22 protein-coding genes and 1 tRNA gene are annotated in these 25,751 nt (G+C 43.1%); 20 read left to right on the top strand and 3 right to left on the bottom strand.

Annotated elements, in window-relative coordinates:
* Positions 1–10: 10 nt before the first annotated feature.
* A complete protein-coding gene (locus tag SNE25_RS07350; RefSeq protein ID WP_321564451.1) occupies positions 11–367 on the bottom strand; it encodes a cupin domain-containing protein in 357 nt (118 codons plus the stop codon).
* Between the two features lie 129 nt (positions 368–496).
* On the opposite strand from SNE25_RS07350, the gene SNE25_RS07355 reads away from it, so the two are divergent.
* Both SNE25_RS07355 and SNE25_RS07360 read left to right on the top strand, forming a co-directional pair.
* Complete coding sequence (locus SNE25_RS07355) at positions 497–994, top strand: TspO/MBR family protein (RefSeq protein ID WP_321564452.1); 498 nt, start codon at positions 497–499, stop codon at positions 992–994.
* Positions 995–1,043: 49 nt separating this feature from the next.
* A complete protein-coding gene (locus SNE25_RS07360; RefSeq protein ID WP_321564453.1) occupies positions 1,044–1,577 on the top strand; it encodes a hypothetical protein in 534 nt (177 codons plus the stop codon).
* Between the two features lie 93 nt (positions 1,578–1,670).
* Here the strand turns inward: SNE25_RS07360 and tamL are convergent, their stop codons facing one another.
* A complete protein-coding gene (gene tamL / locus SNE25_RS07365; protein ID WP_321564454.1) occupies positions 1,671–4,010 on the bottom strand; it encodes a translocation and assembly module lipoprotein TamL in 2,340 nt (779 codons plus the stop codon).
* Between tamL and SNE25_RS07370 the strand changes: the two genes are divergently transcribed.
* From SNE25_RS07370 to SNE25_RS07380, 3 genes are all read left to right on the top strand, one after another.
* Complete coding sequence (locus SNE25_RS07370) at positions 4,001–4,750, top strand: TrmH family RNA methyltransferase (protein ID WP_321564455.1); 750 nt, start codon at positions 4,001–4,003, stop codon at positions 4,748–4,750. The two genes, tamL and SNE25_RS07370, sit on opposite strands and share 10 nt — an antisense overlap.
* Positions 4,751–4,801: 51 nt before the next feature.
* Positions 4,802–4,872: transfer RNA gene (locus SNE25_RS07375), tRNA-Cys, on the top strand.
* 32 nt (positions 4,873–4,904) lie between these two features.
* Positions 4,905–5,081, top strand: a complete 177-nt coding sequence (locus tag SNE25_RS07380; protein WP_321564456.1) for a spore protein — start codon at positions 4,905–4,907, stop codon at positions 5,079–5,081.
* Positions 5,082–5,465: 384 nt separating this feature from the next.
* On the opposite strand, the gene SNE25_RS07385 is transcribed toward SNE25_RS07380, so the two are convergent.
* Positions 5,466–6,509, bottom strand: a complete 1,044-nt coding sequence (locus SNE25_RS07385) for a quinone-dependent dihydroorotate dehydrogenase (RefSeq protein ID WP_321564457.1) — start codon at positions 6,507–6,509, stop codon at positions 5,466–5,468.
* Positions 6,510–6,680: 171 nt separating this feature from the next.
* On the opposite strand from SNE25_RS07385, the gene SNE25_RS07390 reads away from it, so the two are divergent.
* From SNE25_RS07390 to SNE25_RS07455, 15 genes are all read left to right on the top strand, one after another.
* On the top strand, positions 6,681–7,451 hold the full coding sequence (locus SNE25_RS07390; RefSeq protein ID WP_321564458.1) for an SGNH/GDSL hydrolase family protein: 771 nt from the start codon (positions 6,681–6,683) through the stop codon (positions 7,449–7,451).
* Positions 7,452–7,675: 224 nt separating this feature from the next.
* The gene (gene abc-f, locus SNE25_RS07395) at positions 7,676–9,601 is read left to right on the top strand and encodes a ribosomal protection-like ABC-F family protein (protein ID WP_321564459.1); all 1,926 of its coding nucleotides are present in this window, start codon (positions 7,676–7,678) and stop codon (positions 9,599–9,601) included.
* Between the two features lie 105 nt (positions 9,602–9,706).
* Positions 9,707–10,960: a type IX secretion system plug protein gene (locus SNE25_RS07400; RefSeq protein ID WP_321564460.1), complete on the top strand. Its 1,254-nt coding sequence runs from the start codon at positions 9,707–9,709 to the stop codon at positions 10,958–10,960.
* Positions 10,961–11,239: 279 nt separating this feature from the next.
* Positions 11,240–11,779, top strand: coding sequence for an acyl-CoA thioesterase (locus SNE25_RS07405; protein ID WP_321564461.1), 540 nt, complete (start codon positions 11,240–11,242; stop codon positions 11,777–11,779).
* Positions 11,780–11,853: 74 nt separating this feature from the next.
* Complete coding sequence (locus tag SNE25_RS07410; RefSeq protein ID WP_310102883.1) at positions 11,854–12,057, top strand: YqaE/Pmp3 family membrane protein; 204 nt, start codon at positions 11,854–11,856, stop codon at positions 12,055–12,057.
* A 111-nt stretch (positions 12,058–12,168) separates the two neighbouring features.
* Entirely contained in the window at positions 12,169–13,515 is a 1,347-nt protein-coding gene (locus SNE25_RS07415) for a sigma-54-dependent transcriptional regulator (protein ID WP_321566210.1), read from the top strand.
* A gap of 213 nt (positions 13,516–13,728) precedes the next feature.
* Complete coding sequence (locus SNE25_RS07420; RefSeq protein WP_321564462.1) at positions 13,729–14,583, top strand: hypothetical protein; 855 nt, start codon at positions 13,729–13,731, stop codon at positions 14,581–14,583.
* Positions 14,584–14,889: 306 nt separating this feature from the next.
* The gene (gene kdpF / locus SNE25_RS31825; protein ID WP_169611101.1) at positions 14,890–14,967 is read left to right on the top strand and encodes a K(+)-transporting ATPase subunit F; all 78 of its coding nucleotides are present in this window, start codon (positions 14,890–14,892) and stop codon (positions 14,965–14,967) included.
* Positions 14,968–14,979: 12 nt separating this feature from the next.
* Positions 14,980–16,695, top strand: coding sequence for a potassium-transporting ATPase subunit KdpA (gene kdpA, locus SNE25_RS07425; RefSeq protein ID WP_321564463.1), 1,716 nt, complete (start codon positions 14,980–14,982; stop codon positions 16,693–16,695).
* A 2-nt stretch (positions 16,696–16,697) separates the two neighbouring features.
* On the top strand, positions 16,698–18,728 hold the full coding sequence (kdpB, locus tag SNE25_RS07430) for a potassium-transporting ATPase subunit KdpB (protein WP_321564464.1): 2,031 nt from the start codon (positions 16,698–16,700) through the stop codon (positions 18,726–18,728).
* Between the two features lie 53 nt (positions 18,729–18,781).
* Complete coding sequence (locus tag SNE25_RS07435; protein WP_321564465.1) at positions 18,782–19,348, top strand: K(+)-transporting ATPase subunit C; 567 nt, start codon at positions 18,782–18,784, stop codon at positions 19,346–19,348.
* Between the two features lie 132 nt (positions 19,349–19,480).
* Entirely contained in the window at positions 19,481–20,518 is a 1,038-nt protein-coding gene (locus SNE25_RS07440; protein WP_321564466.1) for an outer membrane beta-barrel protein, read from the top strand.
* Between the two features lie 295 nt (positions 20,519–20,813).
* Positions 20,814–21,944 carry a sensor protein KdpD gene (locus SNE25_RS07445; protein ID WP_321564467.1) on the top strand — a complete coding sequence of 377 codons (1,131 nt, stop codon included), beginning with the start codon at positions 20,814–20,816 and terminating at the stop codon, positions 21,942–21,944.
* 1 nt (position 21,945) lies between these two features.
* A complete protein-coding gene (locus SNE25_RS07450; protein WP_321564468.1) occupies positions 21,946–23,667 on the top strand; it encodes a HAMP domain-containing sensor histidine kinase in 1,722 nt (573 codons plus the stop codon).
* Positions 23,668–24,267: 600 nt separating this feature from the next.
* Complete coding sequence (locus SNE25_RS07455) at positions 24,268–25,566, top strand: IS110 family RNA-guided transposase (protein WP_321564469.1); 1,299 nt, start codon at positions 24,268–24,270, stop codon at positions 25,564–25,566.
* Positions 25,567–25,751 lie beyond the last annotated feature (185 nt).

Consider the following 25,751-nt stretch of genomic DNA (forward strand, 5'->3'; position numbering starts at 1 on the left):
CCGCAAACTGTTAATCCGGAATGAAATTTACCTGATTTTCCTGTTCAAAGGTTACGTAAACACGGCGCCAGGGCTCGTCATTAAGCAGTTTCCATTGGTGAGCAGTGCCGGTGGTGTCGGTGGCAACAAGTATTTCGCCGGGTTTGAGTACAAAAGTTTCGCCTGTGCGGGTTTCAAATTGCAATATACCTGATAGCGTTATCACATATTGATCATGAGGGGCATTGTGCCAGTCTAAAAACGAATGCGGCGGCGATTCCTGAAAGCGTATCGCTGACGCCTCATTAAATAAACCTTCGGCCACTGTACCTGTTTGCACGTGCGAGTGACCATCAGTACCCGTATATAATTTATAAGCTTTTATCATTTTATTTAAGGCTGTAAGCAATGGCGGCTAAGGTATTATTTTAGCCGTAAGAGATGCATAATAACATTGTAAATTAATTGGGGTAATGGGTTTTTAAAACTTGCGGGCGGTTAATTGGTTCATTAATTTATGAGTTCAACTGCATCAATCAGGAAATTTCAGTTTTTCCCCTTTGTTATCAGTTTATTGATCACATTAACTATTGGCTTTGTGGCCGCGTTTTTTACCCGGCCCGAAATACAAGGCTGGTACAGCACCCTTAAAAAGCCATCGTTTAATCCGCCCCCGCAGGTATTTGCACCGGTGTGGACAACTCTTTATGTGTTGATAGCTACGGCTGCTTACCTGGTCTGGAAGCATAGGAGCCGTAAACCTGTTTATAAAGTTACCCGTGGTATTTATTTTATCCAGCTGTTTTTGAACTTTTCATGGTCTATTGTGTTTTTTGGCCTGCATCAGGTAGGAGGGGCCCTTGTTATAATTTTATTGCTTTGGGCAAGCATTGTTTTAACCATACAATGGTTTAGCAAATTCAATAAAGTTGCGGGCTGGTTGCTGTGGCCCTACCTGCTATGGGTTAGTTTTGCGGCTGTGTTAAATGGCAGTATATATTTCTTAAACAGTTAGCCGTAAAAACACTATTTTTATTGCGTATATTTTTGTACGCTGATTAAAAATGAAGAAACTTTTACTTCTATGCTGCCTTTTTATGGCTGCCCACAGCTTTGTTTTTGCAAAAGCTATAGCTATAGATCATTTTGTAATAAAAGAAAACCCGTTTGCGGTTGATGAAGTGGCTGTAGTTGCTACTGATACTGTCGGCGTAATACAGGAAAATGTGAATGGAGTGTTCACCTTTGTGATGAACGGTTTCCAGGAACAGCTAAAGTTTGAAAAAGGGACGGCATTTTACCGGCATAAGCTCGATCGTTCAAGCTTTTTATATGCCAAGCACATGAACGATAGCGGCACTCACTCTATACTTTACTATATTTATAAGCACGACAGTAAGCTGAGCCCTTTTCATATCAGCTGGATATTGCTGCTGGCAATTCCCCTTGCTTTGGTACTGCTGGCCTATATGTTTAAGCGGTTTATCATTATAGCTATCATTATATTCTGCATATTCCTGTACTTTAATTACCATAACGGCTTAAGTATCCCTACCTTTTTTGAAAGTATAATTGATGGTCTGAAGGGAATGTTTTAGGAGAGAAGAGCTTAAAGACATAAAGCATAAAGCCGCTAACTGGTCAGCTCATGACAACAACCTGAATAGTTCAATAATTCACTAACTCAATAATTAAAAAGGTAGTCCGATACCAAAGTTCAGCTGCATGAAATTATAGTTCTCGCCGTTAAGTTTGTTGTAATCGGCTTTAAACGAGCCGCTGCTGAATAATTCGCCGGGATGTTTAAGCAATACCCATTGGTCCGATCCGTTAAATTGTGGGTCTTTAAATTTAAATGCAGCATCCAGCCTGAAAACAAAAAAACTCAGATCAAACCGTAGCCCGGTACCTATACCTATAGCCGTTGACTGCAATAAATTGTTAAATCTGAATTCGCCATTTGGATTTTCTGCTTTCTTTCCTAAACGCCACACGTTACCGGCATCCATAAATACGGCGCCTTTTAGTTTGGCGCCAAAAAAATTATTAGCCAGTGTATAACGGTACTCTGCGTTGGCAATTATTTTTATTTCGCCAAATTGATCGATGTATTTTAAACGGGAACGGTTGGTAGTATCGGTTCCGTAATAAGTACCACGGTTAAACTGTCCTGGCCCCAGGGTTCTTGGCAGCCAGGCCCTGATGTCATTAGCGCCGCCGGTATAAAAATTCTTCTCAAATATCAATTCGTCGCTGTTACCATAAGGTACACCAATACCCGGATTAATGCGGAATACAAATTGACGCTCACCGCCTAATGTGCGATAAATGCGCAGATCAAGCTCCGTTTTCGCATATTGCGAAAAGGTATATCCAAAAATTTTGTGTTTGTTATCAGCATCTGTTGGGGCATTGAATAAATTACTTGCCAGGTTCAGGAAATTACCGCCTATATCTAAACTACCACGGAAATACGTAAAGTTTTTATAGGAATTTAACTCAATGGCATTGTACTGAAAAGTGTACTGACTACCAGTGGTAAATGTAGTACGGCCTATAAGCTTGATGTAAGCTAACCTGTTTTGCTTAAGCAGTTCTGTTTGTGCTGCGGTATCGATGGTGCCCCTTGAAAATTCAATATTAATAGGGGTAATAGTGTGCTGTTTACGACCCGTTTCAAAGAAATCATAAGTAATGGAATTGATAAAACTTTCGCGCTTTACCAGGTCCTTTTGAAAAAAGAGCGAATAGTTACTGGAGAAGGTAGTATGCGGTACACCGAATTTACCTAACGACGGAAAACTAAACGGGGTTAAAATACGGGGATATATGAGGTTAACCCCAGCCCTCAACTCCTGGTTCTGGATGCTTTGTCCATTATCAAATAAAATACTCCAATTAATTTTTACCTGTAAAATGGCAGCCTGTTTAAACATGTTGCGGTTAGTAAAAGTGTTGCCTACGTTGTAACCAAAGCGGCCGCCACTAAACAATACCTCGCCTTCAACCCGGTCTGACATTTTTTTAAGCGGAACAATGTCTATTTTGGTATTGAGCCGATTGGAGCTATCGGCCAGTTTTTCATAAGTGGGGTTGGGCACGTTCCGGAATACATTTAATTCCGAAAGGCGTGTTGTAGTAAGCGTTTGCTGGTCCAGGTTATATATCTGACCCTTTCTCTGAAAAGTATAATCAATTACCGATCGTGGTTTAAACCTGCCAGAAAAATCAACAAACCTGAATTGCGAATCTACCTGCAGTGTATCTGCTTTTCCGGGTGTACGGCCGTTACTGCGCGATATGGTGACAAGCGTATTGTTAATAGTATAAACAGGGTGTTCTGTTTTGCCCGGAGGATTATCAATTATCATTTTAACATCAACCACACTGTTGTTAAACGTAGAGTCGTAGTTATAATTGATATATTGACGGAAAAAATCATAATAGCCATTACGTTTCATAAGCAGGTAAAGCTCGTCGCGGTCATGGGCAAGGCTATCCGTATCAAAACGGCCGCCGGGCGAGATATGTGAAATGATGTTGCGGTTTTTATAAAAAAGGTTCCTGATATTTTTGTCGGCAATACTGTCGCTTATTTTACGTATCCGGAACATTGGCCCTTCCTCGGTAGTAAAAACCAGCTCGGCCTTTTGCTTTTTAATAATAACGCTATCAGTCACCTTAGCTTTCAGGTAGCCGCGATTTTGGATATACCTTTCAATCTGTAGGCGCGAATATTCAACCAGGTTACTGTCAAGAATAGAGGGTGCTTCGCCAATATTCTTTTTGCCGTTTTTACTGAATGTATAATAAAATTGCAAATTGAGCCAGTTGTTGGGTTGCTGCTCTTTATCAACGTAATTTACAGCCGCCTCGGCAAATTGCTCGTCAATACCTTTAATAGTTATTTTGCGTACAAGGGTCTGGTCTTTTTTAATGCCGCGTGTAATACTGCAGCCAGAACCTATAATGAGCAACAAAATACTTAATATTGTAAGGCGGTAAACAGCAGGTATACTATATGCTTTCAAAATCACAAATCAGTTTATTAACATCCTTACAACATAAAAAATTTAGAAGGGAACATGGTTCTTTTATGGTTGAGGGCTATAAATCCGTTACTGAATTTATAAACTCTGCATACCAGGTTGATACCATTTATCATACCCCCGCACTTGCCCCAAAATTGCTGAATTTATCCCGAAAAATAAACTTTCAGGAGATTTCATTAAATGAACTCGAAAAAATCAGCACATTGAAAACGCCGCAGGAGGTAATTGGTTTGGTTAAGATACCAATATGGCCCGTATTAAATTATAACAGCCTGAAACAAAAGTTTTCACTGGTGCTCGACAGCATACAGGATCCGGGTAACGTGGGCACCATTATGCGTACGGCCGACTGGTTTGGCATTCATGATATTATTTGCTCGGAAGATACGGTTGACGTATATAATCCTAAAGTAGTGCAGGCCACTATGGGGTCACTGGCACGGGTAAATGTGCATTATGTTAATCTTGCTGAAGTTTTACCGCAAATTGAGCTGCCCGTATTTGGAGCGATGCTAAATGGCGAAAACGTATATAATGCTGATTTTGGAGACGAGGGACTGTTGGTAATGGGTAACGAAGGCAATGGGATTAGCCCCGGTATTGAACGGCTGATAAACACTGCCATAACCATTCCAAGAGCTGGAAATGCCGAGTCGTTGAACGTGGCTATAGCTACAGCCATACTGTGTTCTGAAATAAAAAGAAATTCTATGAAATAATTGTTGGCTTTCCAATAAATAAATTACTATTTTTGCAGTCCTTAAAAAAATGGTCGGGTGGCCGAGTGGCTAGGCAGAGGTCTGCAAAACCTTTTACAGCGGTTCGAATCCGCTCCCGACCTCAAGGGTTTAAAAAAATTAAAAATACAACACCATGGGCGTTACTCGTTTAAAAAGAAAAGATAGAAAAAACAAAACTACTTCACGTTTAGAAGTTCAGTTTTTGAAACTGGCTACTAACCTGGAGTACGGAAGCCGTTCTGCTGAGTCAAAACACAGCCAGATCACTAAAAACAACGAAGCATTAGCAAAAGCTATTGCTGCAAAATAATTCTATCCGTTTTTAAGGCGCCTTCGCGCTTAAAAAAGATCTTATAAATCCTGTTGGTTTAAGAAACCGGCAGGATTTTTTTATGGAATGTTGATTGGGGTGACTGCGTTGATAAGTGTCTGAACCATGATTTTCGGGATTAAAGGATTGCCCGGATTTTTCTTAAGGAATAGCCTTTAGTTGTTGGCTGTCATGGTGAGCTCTGTCGAAGCATGGTGGGTAGACCTCTACGCGTGATCCTTCGACAAGCTCGGGATGACATGCCTAAGCATAGTTGATGGTGTTGGAACGATGATTAAATAGATTAAAGGATTGCCCGGATTTACTTTTCAGAAATCATGTTATCCTGTAATCCCGAAAATCGTGGTTCAGAAAAAAAGTTAATTAGGCAGACAATAACTTCTTATTAATCCTGCCGATCAACCCCGGCCCTTCGTAAATAAAACCGGTATATAGCTGTACCAGCGCCGCCCCGGCTTCCAGTTTTTCCATCGCGTCATCGGCAGAGTGGATACCGCCAACGCCAATAATAGGGAACGAGCCATTTGATTTTTTATGCAGATAGCTGATCACTTCTGTTGAACGTTTGGTTAATGGCTTGCCGCTCAGTCCGCCCGTTTCGTTTTTTAAATTTTCGGCAGTAGTTAAATTTTCACGACTAATGGTGGTATTGGTGGCGATAATACCTGCTATGCCGGTTTGCTGCACAATGTCAACAATGTCGTCAAGTTGTGAATTGGTAAGGTCGGGCGCAATTTTTAACAGGATAGGTCTGCTGATACCTTTTTTTGAATTTCGTTGCTGCAAGGTGTTCAATATGTGCATAAGCGGCTCTTTCTCCTGCAAGGCGCGTAAGCCAGGGGTGTTGGGCGAGCTCACATTTACCACAAAATAATCAACCACATCAAACAGGCGGTCAAAGCATTTGATATAATCGTTGACCGCGTCTTCATTGGGAGTAACCTTGTTTTTACCAATGTTGCCACCAATGATCAGCTCTTTTTGCGTACCCTTTGCATTTCTGCGGAAGGTGGCTATGCGCTCTGCCGCCACATCAACGCCAAAATTATTAAAACCCATACGGTTAATGAGCGCGCCATCTGCAGGCAGGCGAAACATGCGCGGCTTGGGGTTACCGGGTTGAGGCAAGGGGGTAACGGTGCCTATCTCTACAAAACCAAAACCTATGTTTGCCATTTCGCCCATCAGTTCGGCATTTTTATCAAAACCTGCGGCAAGGCCTACCGGGTTTTTAAACTTCAGGCCAAATACTTCTTTTTCAAGTCGCGGGTTATTTACATCCCATACGGTCCTGCTCAAAGCTGCACCGCCCGGCAAGCGGTTAAAGCGCTTTAAATTGCGGGTCACAAAATAATGTACTTTTTCAGGGTCGAACTGGAACAGGATGGGTTTTAATAAAAAATACATGCCGCGAAGTTAGCACATTACTTAATGTGTGTAAACCAGAAATTTATGATTTATTAACTGGCGCTGGTGTTAATTGTTTAATTATTGATACAAACCATCACAAAATTTAAAAAATTCGGGTAAAAATGTAAATTCGGAAAATTCTGTTTCATACCAATTATCAACTTCAATATGTTTAATAGATTTAAACCAAGCCGCAGAAACTTTATCAAAACCGCATCTGTAGGTACACTGGCCGCTGTGGGGATCCCTCAAATTGTATCAGCTGCCTTAGCTACTGAAAAAAGTGCCTCTAAATTAAAATTCAGTACCGGTGATGTGGTATTATTTCAGGGCGATTCCATTACCGACTGGGGCCGCGACCATAAGAAAACTGAGCCAAATACTACCAGTGATTTAGGCTCTGGCTATGCGCTGATAACAGCCTCCAAACTGTTGCTTGACCATGCAGATAAAGGCCTAAAAATATTTAATAAGGGTATAAGCGGTAACAAGGTTTACCAGTTGGCCGAACGCTGGGATACAGATTGTCTGGCGCTAAAACCAAATGTATTGAGCATACATATTGGGGTAAATGATTTTTGGCATACCCTAACTGGTGGCTATACGGGCACAATTGATACCTATATTGCCGATTATAAAAAACTGCTTACCCGTACCAAACAAGCCCTGCCTGATGTTAAGCTGGTGATATGCGAGCCATTTGCATCAAAAGGGGTTAGGGCGGTTGATGATAAATGGTACCCAACCTTCCCTCAGTTTGGTAAAGCGGCCCGCGATATTGCCAATGAGTTTGGTGCCATATTTGTACCTTACCAGGCAGCTTTTGATAAAGCGGAAGCAACAGCTCCGGCTGCTTACTGGAGCCTTGACGGGGTACACCCAAGCGTAGCCGGCGAAGCATTGATGGCACAAACATGGATTAAGGCGGTAGGAGCGTAAAGCCAAAGGCTTAAAGCAAAAAGCCCCAAGCCGTATTAATATTGAACACTGAATTTGAAATATTCAATGATGAAGTGATTTTTTTGTGATAAAGTATTTACTGGTAGCTGTTTAGGTTGTATTATTTATCATTCGTCATTGGATATTCATTATTCGATATTACTTTTTTGCCTTAAGCTTTCGGCCTTCTGCTTTAAGCTCAAAAACAGTATCTTTGCGCGCAAATGATTGCTATAAATAACCTTACGTTTGAGATTGGTGCGCGTGCCCTTTACGATGAAGCCAACTGGCATATAAAACCCGGAGAAAAAATTGGTTTAATAGGTGCCAATGGAACCGGTAAAACAACCCTCTTAAAAATTATTGTAGGCGACTATAAGCCCACATCGGGCACCATATCAATGGCTAAGGACCTTACTATGGGTTACCTTAACCAGGATTTGCTCTCATACTCATCAGATAAAACTATTGTACATGTGGCCATGGAAGCTTTTGAGCGCCAGAACCAGCTGCATGATGAAATAGAAAACCTGCTTAAAAAGCTGGAAACTGACTACACCGAAGATCTTTTGCATAAACTGAGCGACAAACAGCACGAGTTTGAACTGCTCGACGGTTATAACATTGAATATAAGGCACGCGAAATATTAGCAGGTTTGGGCTTTAGCGATGAAGATTGCCAGCGAAAGTTAAGCACTTTCTCGGGCGGGTGGCGCATGCGTGTTATGCTTGCCAAAATATTGTTACAGGCACCCGATATATTACTCTTGGATGAGCCTACCAACCACCTTGACTTACCGTCGATCCAATGGCTGGAAGATTACCTGAAGGCATTTAACGGCGCTATCATCATCGTATCGCACGATAGGTGGTTCCTGGATAAGGTGATCAACCGCACGGTTGAATCGCGCAAGGGAAAACTTACCGTTTATGCGGGTAACTATACTTTTTACCTGGAAGAAAAAGCCCTGCGCGAAGAAATTCAGCGTGGCGAGTTTAAAAATCAGCAATCAAAAATTAAACAGGAAGAGCGCCTGATCGAACGTTTCCGCGCCAAGGCATCTAAGGCAAAAATGGCGCAATCACGCATTAAAATGCTTGATAAAATGGAACGTGTAGATGATGTGGATGATGATAATCCTTCGGTTAACTTCGCCTTTCGCTTCTCTAAACAATCGGGCAGGCACGTGGTAACGTTAGAGGATATCACCAAAAAATACCCTGCTATTGATATTCTTGACCATACCGAAGCCGTAATTGAAAAAGGCGACAAGATAGCCCTGATTGGTGCCAACGGTAAGGGTAAGTCGACCCTGCTGCGTATTATCGCTTCGGCTGATAAGGAGTTTAAGGGAACCGTAACTACCGGGCACAATGTAAGCACTACTTTTTTTGCCCAGCATCAGTTAGAGTCGTTACACCTGGAAAACCAGATATTACAAGAGCTGCAGGCCTTTGCACCAAAACATACCGATACCGAACTGCGTACCATCTTAGGGTCGTTCCTGTTTACCGGCGATGATGTATTTAAGAAGATCAAAGTATTATCAGGAGGTGAAAAATCACGTGTGGCTTTGGCCAAAGCGCTTACCGCCGACGCCAACTTCCTGATACTGGATGAGCCCACCAACCACCTGGATATGCAATCGGTAAATATCCTGATACAGGCATTAGAGCAGTATGAGGGTACTTTTATCGTAGTATCGCACGACAGGTATTTCCTTGATAATGTGGCCAACAAAATCTGGTTCATTGAAGATCAAAAAATAAAAATTTACCCGGGTACTTATGCCGAGTATGATGAATGGGCTGCGAAACGCAAGTTAGAGCCTAAAACTGCTATCCCTGCACCTCAACCTAAAAAGGAAGAGAAAAAACCTGAGCCGGCTAAACAACAGCACCAAGGTGAAAACAAACACCAGCAACTAAAAAAATTAAACCAGGACCTGGCCAAAATGGAAGAACAAATTGCCGAACTGGATAAAGCAGTAAAAGAGCTGGAAGCCAAACTGGCCGACGATAAAATTTATGCAGACAACACCAAATTAAAGGAAATCAAAGCCACTTACGCCCAAAAACAAGCCGAACTAAAACAGGTTCAGCAAAAATGGGAAACACTGGCCGAGCAAATTCTGGAGCTGGAAGCGTAATCTTAACAGGCCTGTCATCCTGAGCTTGTCGAAGGAGCGTGCGGTGGTCTTCCACACCATGCTTCGACAAGCTCAGCATGACAGCCATTTTTAACAAAGCTCGATATGAGAAAGTATTTATACCTATTCGTTCTCCTGTTTGTTACCATCCAAGGCTTTGCCCAATCACCTTACAATAACAACGTTTATAACTCCGCCATTAAAAGCGTGGAGTTTTACAATACACAAAAACAAGGTTCGTTTCCCATTATTTCATTAGGGTCAGGTGAAAAAGTACTCTTAGCTTTTGACGACCTGCGGGGTGGCAGCCGTAATTATTATTACACTATTGAACATTGCGACACCCGGTGGAATTCTTCAAACCTGTCACCAGCCGAATACCTGCAAAGCTTTCAGGACGACCGCTTGTATGATTATACCTATTCTACAGGTACCATTCAGAAATATACCCATTACGAAATAAAAATACCCAACAATAACATTGGTCCTAAAATTTCGGGTAATTATGTGCTGAAGGTTTATGAAGATGGCGATCAGTCAAAATTGGTACTCACACGCAGGTTATATGTTCTGGGCAAAAAGGTTTCGATAGCAGCCGATATAGTAGCGTCACCGGATGTACAGAAAAAACAGACCAATCAAAAAATCAATTTCACTATTGATTACACGGGTCTGCCGGTGCAAAACCCGTCGACGGATGTGCGTGCTTTTATTATGCAGAATGCCCGCACCGAAACCGGCGTTTTAACTACACAGCCCACTTATGTGCGCGGCTCGGCGCTTATTTATAATGATATTGCTATTAATGACTTTCCCGGTCGTAACGAGTTCAGACTGTTTGATACGCGTACGCTCAAGCTTAACTCGCAACGTGTTGCCCGAATTATTAAGGATACCGCCAACAACGTTATTTTGCTGACCGATCCGGTACGTGATAGTCCAAACTATCTGCTAACCTACGATAACGATGGTAAATTTTTTATACTGAACCAGGATGGCCGCGATCCTCGCATTGACGCCGACTATGCTCACATGTATTTTAGCTTGGCCGTCAATCGTCCCGAAACAGAGGGCAGCCCGTATATAGTTGGCAGTTTTAATGATTACAAGCTTGACGAACGCAGCAAAATGACCTTTGAAAATGGCAAATATTATATCAACCTGCTTTTAAAACAAGGTGTTTATGACTATGAATACATTTGGGTTGATAATAAAACCAAAAAGGCCGATGATGTACCACTGGAAGGCAGCCATTTTGAAACCGAGAACGAATACCAGCTATTGATCTACTATCGCCCGCCCGCCGCGCGCTGGGATGAGCTTGTGGGTTTTGGGGAATTAAATTCGGTGAAGAAATAGGGGAGAGGACTCACCCCGGCGTTGTTTGCCAACCCTCTGCAGCTTCGCTGCAAAGAGGGCTAAAAATAAAAATTGTCATGCTGAATGGAGTGAAGCATCTGTTGTACAACATGCTTAGCTCGTTAATAGATCCTTCGTTCCTCTGGATGACAAATTGAATATTAGTTTCTCCCAACTCTCTTTGCGGCGCAGTCGTAGAGGGGGATCCAGCGCAGCGCAGATCGAGTGAGTCTAACGCATCTGCTCAAAAAACGTATCTTTGCACAAAAGCCTTTAAATATGACAGGAAAGTCGCCTAAGGAATCATACACCATCATGAATGAACTGGTATTGCCCAATGATACCAACACCTTAAACAATTTGATGGGCGGGCGCCTGCTGCACTGGATGGATATTGCCGCCGCTATATCGGCACAAAAACACTGTAACCGTATTGTGGTAACCGCCTCGGTTGATAACGTATCGTTCCAGTCACCAATTAAGCTGGGCGATGTAATTAGTATTGAAGCCAAAGTAACCCGGGCGTTCACCACCTCGGTTGAGGTGCGGATGGATGTTTGGGCGCAAAATATACCCTCGGGAACCCGTGTAAAAAGCAATGAGGCTTATTATACTTTTGTAGCTCTTGATGCCGAAGGACAAAAAACACAGGTACCCGCATTATTACCCGAAACCGACGAAGAAATTAAACTGTATGAAGGCGCGTTGCGCCGCAGGCAATTGAGATTGATTCTCGGCGGTAAAATGCTGCCTGCCGATGCTACCGAACTCAAAGCCCTTTTCTTTGGCGAACAACTCCCGCTAAACCTTCGCGATTAATGTTTTAGTAACAAAGCGTTATATTTATGGTCTAATGAGTATATATGTTGCATTAGCTAATAAAACCAATAGCCATGAGATACTTTTTATGCTTTTTACTTCCCCCGCTGGCCATATTAACCACAGGCAGGATAGGGGCATTTATATTAAATATATTTTTAACCCTGTTTTTCTGGATACCGGGAGTTATTCATTCCATACTGGTAACTAATGATTATTATGAGGCCAAAAGACACCGCCAGCTAATGCGTGCTACCCGCCGGGCAAGGGCCTGGTAAATGGGTTGATGTGCAAATGGTTTAGTTATTTGAAATCTACACACCTAAAATCTGCGCATCCGAAATAATATCTGCACATTTGCACATCTAAAATCTGCACATATCTGGATGATGCAAAAAGGTAAGCTCTTAATTATCGACGACGAAGAAAGGTTGCGCAACCTGCTGGCGCGCATCCTGCAGCTGGAAGGCCATGAAGTAATAACCGCCGCAACCGCCAAAGAAGGCCTGCGCAAACTACAGCAAGAACATGTTCACGTAGTTTTAAGTGATGTTAAACTACCCGATATTGATGGCATCACCCTTTCCGAAACCATAAAAAAAACTTATCCCGCTACCGAAGTCATCGTGCTTACGGCTTATGGTACCATTAACGATGGTGTAAAAGCCATCAAAGCCGGTGCCTTTGATTACATTACCAAAGGCGATGATAATGAAAAAATCATCCCGCTGGTAAGCAAGGCTATGGATAAAGCTTTACTGCAGGAAACCGTGATAGAGCTGCAAAGCAAGCTGAATGATAAATTCGGTTTTGAAAGGCTGATCGGTAAATCTACCGCCATTAGTGATGTGATTAAGCTGGCTCAAAAAGTAGCTTTAACCGATACTACCGTTTTATTGTTAGGCGAAACAGGTACTGGCAAGGAAATTTTTGCAGAAGCTATTCATCAGGCCAGTAACCGAAGTTCCAAATCATTTGTGGCGGTAAACTGCAGCGCTTTTACTAAAGAACTGTTGGAGAGTGAACTGTTTGGGCACAAGGCCGGTTCATTTACCGGCGCGTTAAAAGATAAAAAAGGCCTGTTTGAAGAGGCCAACGGCGGCACTATATTTTTAGATGAAATCGGGGAACTCGACCACGACTTGCAGGCCAAACTGCTCCGCGTGCTGGAATCACAGCAGTTTTTAAAAATTGGCGATACCAAGCCTACGCAGGTAAACGTACGCATACTGGCTGCTACCAACCGCAACCTGCAAACTGAAATAAACGATGGGCATTTCCGCTCCGATCTTTTTTACCGTTTATCTGTTTTCCAGATCACCCTGCCTGCCCTGCGTGAGCGTAAAAAGGACATCAGGCTTTTGGCCGAATATTTTATGCAGTACTTTGCGCAAAAGGTTAAAAAGACCGTAAATAAATTAGGTGATGACTTTGTTGATAAACTGGAAGCCTACGCCTGGCCCGGCAATATCCGCGAACTCAAAAATGTTATTGAACGTGCCGTGATCCTGGCCGATAGTAATGTTTTAGACGAAAGTCTGCTGCCTTATGAAATTCAGCAGCAACAGGTAAAGGCAGGCAGTCCACTATCGGCTTTTGACCTGTCGTCTGTAGAAAAGCTGCATATACAGCGTGTATTAAACCATACCCATGGTAATCGAGCCGAAGCCTCCCGGCTTTTGAATATTGGCGTGGCCACTTTATATCGTAAACTTAAAGAATACGGGTTGGAATAACTATAAACAGGCGAAAAATAATCGCTTAATAAATTGAAATAGAGCTGATAATAATATCAGGAATTGTTTATTTTTACCCGAAATAAAAATATTTTACTTACACATTAAAAAATCTTTTTATTCTATATTTTTAAACGATTAAAACTGAATTTTAAAATCAAATTAAACAGCCTATAATACGCTTTATACAAATAAAATAACCTTCTCTTTATCATGAATTTTAAATTTAAAGCGCTCCTGGCATTATTAACAGGAGTAGTACTTTTTTATGCCGCTTGCCGAAAAGATAGCCGGGTTAATCCCACGCCCGTTACACCTATTGATACCGTTAATGCCGCAACCAGCCAAATAGCCTTAAACATAGCTCAAACATTAACCGGAACTTATGGCGGTGTCAATATCAAAAATGGTCTTGTTTTGCCCGAATTTACTTCAAGGTATAATTCAAAGCCTATAATATCGGGTCTTTTTAGTTTGTGTACTTTTTTTCCGGATACGGTTGTTAATTACGGCACCAATGTGGGCGACACTGTTAAGTCGCAGTCGAGCGGGTTGTTTAAGTTTTATTTCAGCTGTGATACTTTAAAGCGGCCGAGGGTTAATGGCTACCCGGCTTTTTCATTTGTAAACGGTTATGCCGCTTATGATTCGCTGGCTACTATAGGTTTGGCGCCAAAGGGTGCATTTGTTTATAATATCAAGGCTTTTTATAATGCAAAGGCCCTTGATACCTTAAATACAACGCTAAAAATTAATGGCAGCGATAGTAAACTTATTTCGGTTTCCGGAAGTATCAAATCATTTGTTGATACCACAGCCACAAAAAAGAATGCAATCTCATCATCTGTGCATGCTTATTACGTTTTAACAGACGTAGTTGTTGACCTGACCAAAAAAGGTGACTTCACCGGAGGATCGGCAACGTTTGGCGCTGTTGGTTCCGTTAACGATGTTAAATGGTACTATACCGGCGTTATCAAATTTTTAGGCAACCAGAAGGTTAGTATCGTAATTAACAATAAAACCTATAATGTAGATTTGCTTACCGGTAAAACTACCAAAGGTTAGGTGCCAATCGGGTACGGATCTGGTTATCCATATATTCCCGATGATCGTTCACTTTGATAATGGCCTATCATTTTGATAGGTTTATTACATTTTAAAGTTTTCCTGTAATATATAAAAACCCAATTAAATAACTGTAAAACAGCTATTTAATTGGGTTTTGTTTTTTGTGGCATCTACTTGGTAAAGCCCCTTGTAAAAACTTACTAATATGGATGTTTTACAAGTTGTTATTTACGTGGTGGCCTTTATAGTCATCTTCTGGCTCTTTTTCAAATCAGTTAATTATTTCGAAAAAATCTAATCACCATGATCGCATTATTCATTGTGGCCATAGCCGTGTTCATATACATGGTATATGTGCTGCTTAAACCCGAAAAATTTTAATTATAAAAAAACATGAACTCCGAAATCTCAGGTGTAGTATTTACCTACCTGCTCACGCTTGCGCTGGCTATACCATTAGGCCGTTACATTGCCCGTATTTTTAAGGGCGAAAAAACATGGCTTGACTTTATGGCTCCGCTCGAACGTTTCATTTTCCGTTTCAGCGGCATCGACACCAAAAAAGAAATGAACTGGAAACAGCATTTATTTGCCCTGCTTACCATTAACAGCGTGTGGCTTATTTATGCATTTGTTTGTTTAATGGCTCAGGGCCATCTGCTGCTTAATCCCGACGGTAACGCGGGCCAATCGGCCGATACTGCGTTTAATACAGCTATCAGCTTTTTGGTGAACTGTAACCTGCAGCATTACTCCGGCGAAAGCGGCGCTACCTATTTTACACAGCATTTTGTGTTCATGTTCCTGCACTTTGTTTCTGCAGCTACCGGTATTGCCGCGTTGCTTGTTGTATTCAGGGCCATGAAAGATAGGGTGACTGATAAACTGGGCAACTTCTGGGATTATTTTGTAAAAGTCAATACACGTATATTATTGCCTATAGCATTTGTAATAGCGGTTATTCTGGCTTTTAACGGTATGACAACCAGCTATGCCGGTAAAGATACTTTTATAAGCATGCAGGGCGATACCGTTCACGTATCCCGTGGGCCGGTTGCTGCCCTGGTAGCTATCAAGCATTTGGGTACCAATGGGGGAGGTTGGTTCGGGGCAAATTCAACTCACCCTATTGAGAACCCAAACTATTTAACAAACATTACCGAGATGGTGGCTCAGACGCTGATTCCGATAGCGCTGGTGTTTGCATTAGGCTTTTATTTGAACAAGAAAAAATTCGCCTACGTTATATTCGGGGTTATGACCATCGGGATGTTGCTTCTGCTCATACCCACCATGAATGCCGAACTCGGCGGTAACCCGGCTATCACCCACATGGGCATAAGCCAACCAACTGGCGTTATGGAGGGCAAGGAGGTAAGGTTTGGTCCTGCTGCCTCTGCCTACTGGAGCATTGTAACCACCGTTATTTCAACGGGTTCCATAAACTCCATGCATGACAGCGCCATGCCGGTATCAGGCATGATGATGATGATGGGCATGATGGTCAACTGTTTTTACGGTGGCTGCGGCGTAGGGATACTCAACTTTTACATCTTTGTCATCATCGCGGTGTTTATATCGGGATTGATGGTAGGGCGAACACCTGAATTTTTAGGGCGAAAGATAGAGGCCCGCGAAATGAAGATTGCCTCCCTGATAGCTTTATTGCATCCCTTTATAATACTGGTAGGTGTAGCCATATCATCTTACGTGCTGGTACACATGCCGGGCGCCGATTGGGCGGTTAAACCATCGGCCTGGTTAAATAACCCGGGTAACCACGGTTTTTCTGAGATGCTGTACGAATATACTTCATCTGCCGCTAACAACGGTTCGGGCTTTGAAGGTTTGGGCGACGGTAACATATTCTGGAATTTTACTACAGGTATTGTGATGATCCTGGGCAGGTTCTTGCCGATTATTGGTCCGCTGGCTATAGCTGGTTTATTGGCCAATAAAAAATTCATTCCAGAATCGGCCGGTACGCTTAAAAGTGATACCTCAACCTTTGGAGTGATGATCTTCGCTGTGATTATAATTATTGCTGCATTGTCATTCTTCCCGTCACTGGCTTTAGGCCCAATTGCCGAACACTTTTCATTAAAATAATCATGAACTCAAATCAAAATACATTATTCCAGGGCGATCAGATGATGGATGCTTTAAAACAATCCTTCATCAAGCTAAACCCGCGCATCCTGTTCCGCAACCCGGTGATGTTTACCGTGGAGATAGGTACATTTGTGATGCTCATTGTAAGCATTTACTCCTTTGCCAATAAAGGTCAGGGCAGCTTTGCCTATAACTTTACGGTATTTATTGTTTTATTATTAACCGTGTTGTTTGCCAACTTTGCCGAAGCCATAGCCGAGGCACGCGGCAAGGCCCAGGCCGAAAGCCTGCGTAAAACCCGTGAGGAAACACCTGCCCGTTTGCTGGTTAACGGTAAAGAGCAAAAAGTAATGTCGTCACAATTAAAAAAAGGCGATGTATTTATATGTGAAACCGGCGATAATATCCCTACCGATGGTGAGATTGTTGAAGGTATTGCTACCATTGATGAGTCGGCCATTACAGGCGAATCGGCACCGGTGATCCGCGAAGCAGGTGGTGATAAATCATCTGTTACAGGCGGTACAAAAGTACTGTCAGACAGGATTAAGGTTATGGTAACTACCCAGCCCGGCGAAAGTTTCCTTGACAAAATGATTGCCCTGGTTGAAGGTGCTTCACGCCAGAAAACACCAAACGAAATAGCGCTTACCATATTGCTTGCGGGCTTTACGCTGATATTTGTTATTGTTTGCGTTACCCTGAAACCCTTTGGCGATTATGCCAATACGCCCATAACCATAGCAGCTTTTATATCACTGTTTGTGTGTTTGATTCCTACTACTATCGGCGGCCTTTTATCTGCCATCGGTATAGCAGGTATGGACAGGGCTTTGCGTGCTAACGTGATCACCAAATCGGGTAAGGCTGTAGAAACAGCCGGTGACCTTGATACTTTACTGCTTGATAAAACAGGTACTATCACTATAGGTAACCGTAAAGCCACCCAGTTTTGGCCAGCTTTAGACATTTTGCCAGAGCAATTGATTAAAGCCGCAGTACTGGCCTCGCTTGCTGACGAAACACCAGAAGGTAAATCAATCATTGAGCTTGCCGGGCATGATAAGTCATTTTTAGATATCAAAGCTCCTGAAGGATCTGTATTTATCAAATTTACCGCCGAAACCCGTTCCAGCGGTATTGATACCCCCGACGGTTTGCAAATTCGCAAAGGTGCGTTCGACTCCATGAAGAACCTGGCGCATAGAGCTGACAAACAGGTGCCTATCGAGGTAGAAGACCGTGTAAAGGCTATAGCATCCAATGGCGGTACTCCGCTGGTTGTATCCCAGAACAACGTTATACTGGGCGTAATTGAGCTGCAGGACATTATTAAAACCGGTATTGCCGAGCGTTTTGAGCGCCTGCGTAAAATGGGTGTTAAAACCGTAATGGTAACTGGGGATAACCCGCTTACTGCCAAATTTATTGCCGAAAAAGCGGGTGTTGACGATTTTATTGCCGAGGCTAAGCCAGAGGATAAAATGAACTACATCAAAGCAGAACAGCAGGGCGGTAAACTGGTAGCCATGATGGGCGACGGTACAAACGATGCCCCCGCGCTGGCCCAGGCAGATGTTGGCGTAGCCATGAACAGCGGTACTCAGGCGGCAAAAGAAGCCGGTAACATGGTTGATCTGGATAACGATCCTACCAAACTTATCGAAATTGTGGAGATAGGTAAACAGCTGCTCATGACCCGTGGTACACTTACTACTTTTTCTATCGCTAATGACGTGGCCAAATATTTCGCAATTGTGCCGGCATTGTTCATGGTTTCCATACCCTCATTAAGAGCGTTGAACATCATGGATCTGCATAGCCCGGAATCGGCCATATTATCGGCGGTGATCTTTAATGCTATCATTATTCCGTTGCTGATACCACTTGCCTTAAGAGGTGTAGAGTATAAGCCGATAGGGGCAAGCGGGCTGTTACGCCGTAACCTGCTCATATATGGACTTGGAGGTATACTGATACCATTTGTGGGTATAAAACTGATAGACCTTGCAGTAGGCTTATTTATATAATTAATCGGACGTGAGATTCTTATCTCACATCTCAAATTAAAATTAAAAAAATCATGAAAACATATTTGTTGCCCTCATTAAAGTTAACACTCATTTTGATTGTGATACTTGCAGGCATATATCCACTGGCGATAGCAGGGGTAGGAAAATTAACTCCCGGCCATGGCGATGGCGAAACCATCACTTACAAAGGCCGTGTAGTGGGCTATGCGCTCGAAGGTCAAAAATTCACTAAAGACGAATACTTCTGGACCCGTCCATCAGCTGTAGATTATAACGCGGCAGGTTCTGGTGGTTCCAACAAAGGCCCGTCAAATCCCGATTACCTGAAACAGGTTGAAGACCGTATCAAGGACTTTCTAAAACACAACCCCGGCGTAACCCGCGCGCAAATCCCTGCCGAACTGGTTACTGCTTCGGGTAGTGGTCTTGATCCTGACCTTTCACCAGCAGGTGCACAGATACAGGTTGCCCGCGTAGCTAAAGCACGCGGCTTATCAGCCGATCAATTAACCAAACTGGTTGATGAGCATACCGAAAAACCACTACTGGGTGTATTTGGCCCTGCCAAAGTAAATGTGCTTAAGCTGAACGTGGCTTTGGACGAACTAAAAAAATAACCGGGACTCGTGCGATTCCCCTCTCGAGAGGGGGCAGGGGTGTGTTTTTTAAAATTAACCAAAACATACCCCTGCCCATCGCCATGAACCATGCGCCCCCAAGCGGGGATTTAAAATAACATGATCACAACAATGAAAACATTTATACTACTACCTGCAATTTTATTGATGACTACCCTGCTGGTCAAAGCACAGGATACCGCTAAAACAGATCCGCCGTTAACCATCACGGGCTCGGTAGATGCTTATTATAAATATGACTTTTCCAAACATGCCAATATACCCACCAGCTTTGCAACCGATCATAATTCCATGTCAATAGGTATGGTTGACCTTGGACTGAAGAAAAAAGTAGGTAAAGCGGCATTTGTGGGTGAGCTTTCCTTTGGTCCGAGAGGTCAGGGGCAGTCTATCCCCAATGCAGGTGATAATGGCGATTCGTTCCATATCCAGAACTTATACATGTCATATGATGTAACCGATAAGTTTGTACTGACCGGTGGTTATATGTCAACCTTTATCGGTTATGAAGTAATCAGCCCGGTAGGCAACTTTAACTACTCTACCTCGTACCTGTTCACCAACGGTCCGTTCCAGAATGCAGGTTTCAAGGCCACCTATTCGTTCTCGGATAAAGTAAGTTTAATGGCCGGTATCTTTAACGACCAGTGGAATGCCTACAAAGCCAATACCGGAATGAATAACTTTGGCGCACAGCTGATGATCGCCCCGGTAAAAGGGTGGACAGCCTACCTGAACGTAATAACGGGCGGCACAGCAGGTACCGAGTTTGACCTGACCACGGCTTACCAGATCACCGATGCCTTTAAATTGGGCCTGAACGCAGCTGATTACAAAGCAACTAATGGCACCAAAGGCGGTTTCACCGGAGTGGCCTTGTATCCACAGCTGGCGGTATCCAAAGATGTGACTTTGGGTTTAAGAGGGGAGTATTTTAAAACCAAAGCGGGCGACTTTGCCCTGGCTGGTCCTGACCCGGGCGAGCATGTAACAGCGGTAACCTTTACAGCCAACATCAAGGCAGGGCCGTTATCACTGATCCCGGAGTTCAGACTGGATAATAACTCTACCGAAGCCTTTACCAAAAGCTCGGGCGATCCTACAAAATCTGCCTCGCAATTTGTTATAGCAGCGGTTTACGCGTTTTGAAAAATGACCTCATCCAACCCTCTCCAAAGGAGAAGGCATATAGAAAATGAAGTTAAAAAGTCCTCTCTTTTGGAGAGGGTTAGGCGAGGCGGAAGATATGTATGGATTGTTTTTATAATTAATTTTTGGTTGTTAATTATAATTTAGTTTGATGAACATTCATACTGTAAAAGGGGATTTTTCGGGATCTCCTTTTATTAGTTTTATAAAAGCAGTTATCAGCAATGAAAATGATAATTTTAAGTACAGGTAGTGCGGTTCTCTTTCAAAAGAGCGGCTTTACAACAACATCATCATGAGCGAAGAAAATAAGGAGCAGTCGGTTGAGCATTTTCTTGAACTGATAAAGCGTTCGCGCAGGGGAAAGTTTAAGGTGTACATAGGTATGAGCGCCGGTGTGGGTAAAACCTACCGCATGCTGCTGGAAGCCCAGGCTTTGCTGCGTAATGGTATCGACGTTAAAATTGGTTATATTGAAACGCATAACCGTAAAGAAACCGTGGCCCAGTTAGAGGGTTTGCCCATAATACCCCGCCGTAAATTATTTTATAAAGGCAAAGAGCTGGAAGAGATGGACCTGAAAGCCATCATCAGCCTGCGCCCCGAGGTTGTAGTGGTAGATGAACTTGCCCATACTAATATTGAAGGCAGCAGCAACGAAAAACGCTGGCAGGATGTAATGGAAATACTGAACGCTGGTATTAACGTGATCAGTGCGGTGAACATTCAGCACATGGAAAGCCTTAACGAAGAAGTGCAGCGCATCACCGGTGCTACCATTAACGAGCGCATACCCGATAAGGTTTTACAACTGGCCGATGAGGTGGTGAACATTGACCTTACCGCTGATGAACTGATTGAGCGTTTAAAGGAAGGAAAAATATACGACGAAAAAAAGGTTCCTTTAGCGCTGAGCAATTTCTTTCAATGGGAAAGGATATTGCAGCTGCGGGAACTGGCCCTGCGCGAGGTGGCCCACCAGGTTGAACGTAAAATTGACATTGAGGTACCTAAAAATATCAAACTGCGGCCTGAATTGTTTTTGGCCTGTATTAGTACAAATGATGAGTCGGCAAAGGTAATTATCCGTAAAACGGCAAGGCTGGCATCATACTACCGTTCCAAATGGTTTATGCTGTATGTGCAAACCTCAAAAGAAAGCAGCGATAAAATAAACCTGGCTTCGCAGCGCCATCTTATTAATAATATGAAGCTGGCAACCCAGTTAGGCGCCGAGGTTTTAAAAGTAAAAAGCGACCAGATAGCTAAATCAATATGGGAAACCGCCGAAAAACATGATATTACCACCATTTGCATTGGCAAACCCCGGTTTAAGTTTTACCAGCTTATCATGAAAACAGCAGTGTTTACCCAGCTATTAAATAAAATGTCTAAAACTGATATTGACCTTGTAATACTATCATAACATGACCATTAAAAATAAACTCCGTACCGGCATTGGTTTTTTGTTTGTACTGGCATTAATATGTTGTGGCTTATCCGTGTATTTCCTGAATCGCCTTTCGGCCGATGCAGGCGCCATTTTGAAGGATAATTACAAATCGCTGCAATATGGGCAGCAGATATTGACGGTTATTGATGCCAATAATGGTTCGTTGAATCAGGCGCAGTTAACCGTAATTGACAACAACCTCAGGCAGCAGGAACACAACGTTACCGAGCCCGGCGAACGTAACCTTACCGATTCGCTACGCGGCGTGTACGAAAAAATTAAGCTGCTTAACCATCACGTGAATCTTAAACCCCAGCTGCAGATACAAGCGCGGAAACTGGTTTATGGTATTATGCAGCTGAATATGGGTGCCATTGCGCACAAAAATGATGTGGCCAAAGGGACAGCAAATCGTGCTACCATACTGGTTGCCTTTTGCGCCGTGTTTTTGTTTACGGTTGCCTTTACTTTCGCGGTAAATTTCCCTGGCTACATTGCTAATCCGCTCAAGGAGTTAACAGCTCGTATTAAAGATGTAGCTAACCGGAACTATCACCAGCAGATCGACTTTAAATCTGACGATGAGTTTGGCGAACTGGGGCGCGCTTTTAATACCATGACCAAAAAGCTGGATGAGTTTGAAAACAGCAACCTGGCCAGTATCCTGTTTGAAAAAACCAGGATTGAAACCATCATCAATACCATGCACGACGCTATTATAGGGTTTGATGAAAAACTCTTTATCATATTTGCCAATGATGTGGCCTGCTCCCTGATTGGCATGAGTGCCGAACAGCTTACCGGTGAGTATGCTCCCGATGTTGCCCTTGAGAATGATCTGCTGCGCAATCTGCTGGTGAACGATCAGCCCCGGTTGAAAATATTTGCCGATAACCGCGAAAGCTTTTACTCTCGCGAATCATTAAATGTAAGCAGCAAAGGAAGAGTGATAGGAAAAGTGATCATCCTGAAAAACATAACCGAATACCAGCAGTTGGATGAGGCCAAAACCAACTTCATCGCTACCATATCGCACGAGTTAAAAACCCCTATCTCATCCATAAAAATGAGCCTGAAGTTACTGGAGGATGCACGCATTGGTAGTGTAAATCCAGAGCAGAAGCAGTTGCTTGAAAATATTGAGGACGATGCCCGCCGCTTGTTGCAGATAACCGGCGAGCTGCTGGATATGGCACAGGTAGAAACCGGCAAACTACAGCTTAACTTTGGCAGTACCCACCCTATAAATATTGTAAACTACGCGGTAAAAGCCATTAAATTTACTGCCGATCAGAGACAGGTTGCTATTAATGTTCAATGCGACGAAAGTTTGCCCGATGTACATGCCGATCTGGATAAAACTACCTGGGTGCTCATCAACCTGTTATCAAATGCTATTAAATACAGTCACGAGAAATCAACAGTTGATCTGGTTGTTAAAAAACATCATGGCGATGAGATTGAGTTTTCGGTACAGGATCATGGCAAGGGGATCGAAGAGCAATACCTTTCGAGGTTGTTTGATCGTTATTTTAAAGTCCCCAATGCCACGGCCGACCAAACCGGTACTGGCCTGGGCCTGGCCATAGCTAAGGATTTTATTGAAGCTCAATCGGGTAAAATACAGGTTAAAAGTGAAATAGGTGCAGGCAGTAAATTTTCGTTTACACTGAAGCGAGCTACCGATTTGGTTTAGCTTTAGAAAAATTGCTACTGTTATGCTAAGCTCCGTCGAAGCATGGTGAATTGGCCTCCGTACCTGCCCTTTCGACTCACCCCGATCTCCGCTTCGCTGGATCACTCGCCTTCGCCGCAAAGAGGGTTGACGGCCATTCACCCCTGTCATCCTGAGAGGAATGATCTATTCGTGAACTGTACATTTAATATAATAGATGCTTCACTGCGTTCAGCATGACAATTGATTTTACAGAGAAGTTTTAAAGAGAGAAGTCATGCTGAACTTGTTTCGGCATCCTACATGCAGGATTATATAACGGATGGGCTAAACTTACAGAGAGACGCTGAATACAAGTTCAAGATGACAGGCCTTTTCTATATTCAATTTGTCATGCTGAGTGATTAAATCCTTGGCCTCTGAAGGAGAAATGACATAGCTTTGCTGAGCCGTGCAGTGTGTCCGATCAAGTTATAGTGCTTATTGCCTGTTGCTGAGTATGGTTCTGAAGTATAGAGTCTGAAGGTATGGTACGATCCTTACAAGAGTGATTTGTCCGATGGGTAGCCTGTCTTTTCTTTAAACTCCTTCGGGCACGGCTTCTTAAAAAAGGATATAAGGATGGAAAAGATGCATTTTCATGCAGCGGGCATAGATATAGGCGCCCGTAAGCTATTCGTGGGGCTTGAAGGTCAGCCGGTTCGTTCGTTTGAAACTTTCACCAGTGATCTGGAATCACTTAAGCATTATTTATTGGAGCATAAAGTAAGTACGGTAGCCATGGAAGCGACAGGAGTTTACTGGTATGTGCTTTATGATATTCTTTTGGATGCGGGATTAGATGTGTGGCTTGTTGACGGTCGGCAGACACGGCAGTTACCAGGCAGAAAAACAGATGTAAAGGATTGCCAGTGGATACAGCAGTTGCATAGCTATGGTTTACTGAACCGCTGTTATGTTTCAGAGGGGCATATCAAAGAATTGCGTAGTTATCAGCGTCTTCGGGAGGATCACCTTCGGAGTGCGGCCATGCATGTTCAACACATGCAGAAGGCACTGATAGAAATGAATATCCGTTTGCCGGAGGTATTAAGCCAGGTCCATGGAGTAAGCGGCATGGCGTTGATCGATGCGATACTGCAGGGTGAGCGTGATCCTGCTAAGTTGTTTTCACTGTGCCATAAAAAGATCAGGGAGAATAAAGGAGAAGAACTATTGAAGGCCTTGCAGGGCCATTATACAGCCCAGGGGCTTTTTGCCTTGGGTCAGGCCTATAAGGGCTATGGTTTTTATCAGGGTCAGATACAGGAATGCGACAGTCAGATTGATAGTGTTTTACAGCGGATCAACAGGGACAAGAGCCTACCGCCGGGAATAAGCGGCGGGAAACGCAAAGCGATCCGTCACAACAAACCTAATATCGATAATCTGGGGGATCACTTGTTGAAAATATTTGATGGTAAAGACGCGACCAAACTCCCGGGTATTACAGATTACAACTGGTTACAGTTATACACAGAGGTAGGTTCGGATCTTAGCCGATGGCCAAGTGAAAAACATTTCACCAGTTGGCTTGGTTTATCGCCGGGGCATGACCGTTCAGGAAAGAAAAACAAAAGTAAAAGCAAGGGTAAGCCGACCGTTGGGCAAATATTCAAACAGATGGCCCATGGATTATTGAACAGCAAGTATATCGGCTGGGGTTCATTTGCAAGAAGATTAAGGGGTAGAAAAGGCCCCGCGATAGCTATTAAAGCTACAGCCAGAAAACTGGCTGCTCAATACTGGCGTTTAATCGTAAAAGGCGCCGACTTTGTAGAGAAGGGCCTTCACTCGTATGAGAACATTCTTAAAGAACAGAAACAAAGGCGATTAGAAAGACTCGCCCTTGAATTAAATATGGAACTTGTGCCTGCTTAAATTATTATGTCATGGGTAGGAACGAAGGATCTATTTGTGAACGTCCTGTTTTCCGCTTGCCTTAAGTTATGCAATCCTGGCAATCTTTTAATCCGTTTAATCATGGTTCAAACAAACAACCGCAAGTTTCTAATAAAAATATTTTGCATTTTAACTATTAATCGTAATATTGCAATATAATAATT

The organism is Mucilaginibacter sabulilitoris, from assembly GCF_034262375.1.
GTDB classification, from domain to species: domain Bacteria; phylum Bacteroidota; class Bacteroidia; order Sphingobacteriales; family Sphingobacteriaceae; genus Mucilaginibacter; species Mucilaginibacter sabulilitoris.

Excerpts from the sequence above, each read along its gene's own strand:
- SNE25_RS07350 (WP_321564451.1), bottom strand. The coding sequence starts at position 367 with ATGATAAAAGCTTATAAATTATATACGGGTACTGATGGTCACTCGCAC.
- SNE25_RS07355 (WP_321564452.1), top strand. The coding sequence starts at position 497 with ATGAGTTCAACTGCATCAATCAGGAAATTTCAGTTTTTCCCCTTTGTT.
- SNE25_RS07360 (WP_321564453.1), top strand. The coding sequence starts at position 1,044 with ATGAAGAAACTTTTACTTCTATGCTGCCTTTTTATGGCTGCCCACAGC.
- SNE25_RS07370 (WP_321564455.1), top strand. The coding sequence starts at position 4,001 with ATGCTTTCAAAATCACAAATCAGTTTATTAACATCCTTACAACATAAA.
- SNE25_RS07380 (WP_321564456.1), top strand. The coding sequence starts at position 4,905 with ATGGGCGTTACTCGTTTAAAAAGAAAAGATAGAAAAAACAAAACTACT.
- SNE25_RS07385 (WP_321564457.1), bottom strand. The coding sequence starts at position 6,509 with ATGTATTTTTTATTAAAACCCATCCTGTTCCAGTTCGACCCTGAAAAA.
- SNE25_RS07390 (WP_321564458.1), top strand. The coding sequence starts at position 6,681 with ATGTTTAATAGATTTAAACCAAGCCGCAGAAACTTTATCAAAACCGCA.
- abc-f (WP_321564459.1), top strand. The coding sequence starts at position 7,676 with ATGATTGCTATAAATAACCTTACGTTTGAGATTGGTGCGCGTGCCCTT.
- SNE25_RS07400 (WP_321564460.1), top strand. The coding sequence starts at position 9,707 with ATGAGAAAGTATTTATACCTATTCGTTCTCCTGTTTGTTACCATCCAA.
- SNE25_RS07405 (WP_321564461.1), top strand. The coding sequence starts at position 11,240 with ATGACAGGAAAGTCGCCTAAGGAATCATACACCATCATGAATGAACTG.
- SNE25_RS07410 (WP_310102883.1), top strand. The coding sequence starts at position 11,854 with ATGAGATACTTTTTATGCTTTTTACTTCCCCCGCTGGCCATATTAACC.
- SNE25_RS07415 (WP_321566210.1), top strand. The coding sequence starts at position 12,169 with ATGCAAAAAGGTAAGCTCTTAATTATCGACGACGAAGAAAGGTTGCGC.
- SNE25_RS07420 (WP_321564462.1), top strand. The coding sequence starts at position 13,729 with ATGAATTTTAAATTTAAAGCGCTCCTGGCATTATTAACAGGAGTAGTA.
- kdpF (WP_169611101.1), top strand. The coding sequence starts at position 14,890 with ATGATCGCATTATTCATTGTGGCCATAGCCGTGTTCATATACATGGTA.
- kdpA (WP_321564463.1), top strand. The coding sequence starts at position 14,980 with ATGAACTCCGAAATCTCAGGTGTAGTATTTACCTACCTGCTCACGCTT.
- kdpB (WP_321564464.1), top strand. The coding sequence starts at position 16,698 with ATGAACTCAAATCAAAATACATTATTCCAGGGCGATCAGATGATGGAT.
- SNE25_RS07435 (WP_321564465.1), top strand. The coding sequence starts at position 18,782 with ATGAAAACATATTTGTTGCCCTCATTAAAGTTAACACTCATTTTGATT.
- SNE25_RS07440 (WP_321564466.1), top strand. The coding sequence starts at position 19,481 with ATGAAAACATTTATACTACTACCTGCAATTTTATTGATGACTACCCTG.
- SNE25_RS07445 (WP_321564467.1), top strand. The coding sequence starts at position 20,814 with ATGAGCGAAGAAAATAAGGAGCAGTCGGTTGAGCATTTTCTTGAACTG.
- SNE25_RS07450 (WP_321564468.1), top strand. The coding sequence starts at position 21,946 with ATGACCATTAAAAATAAACTCCGTACCGGCATTGGTTTTTTGTTTGTA.
- SNE25_RS07455 (WP_321564469.1), top strand. The coding sequence starts at position 24,268 with ATGGAAAAGATGCATTTTCATGCAGCGGGCATAGATATAGGCGCCCGT.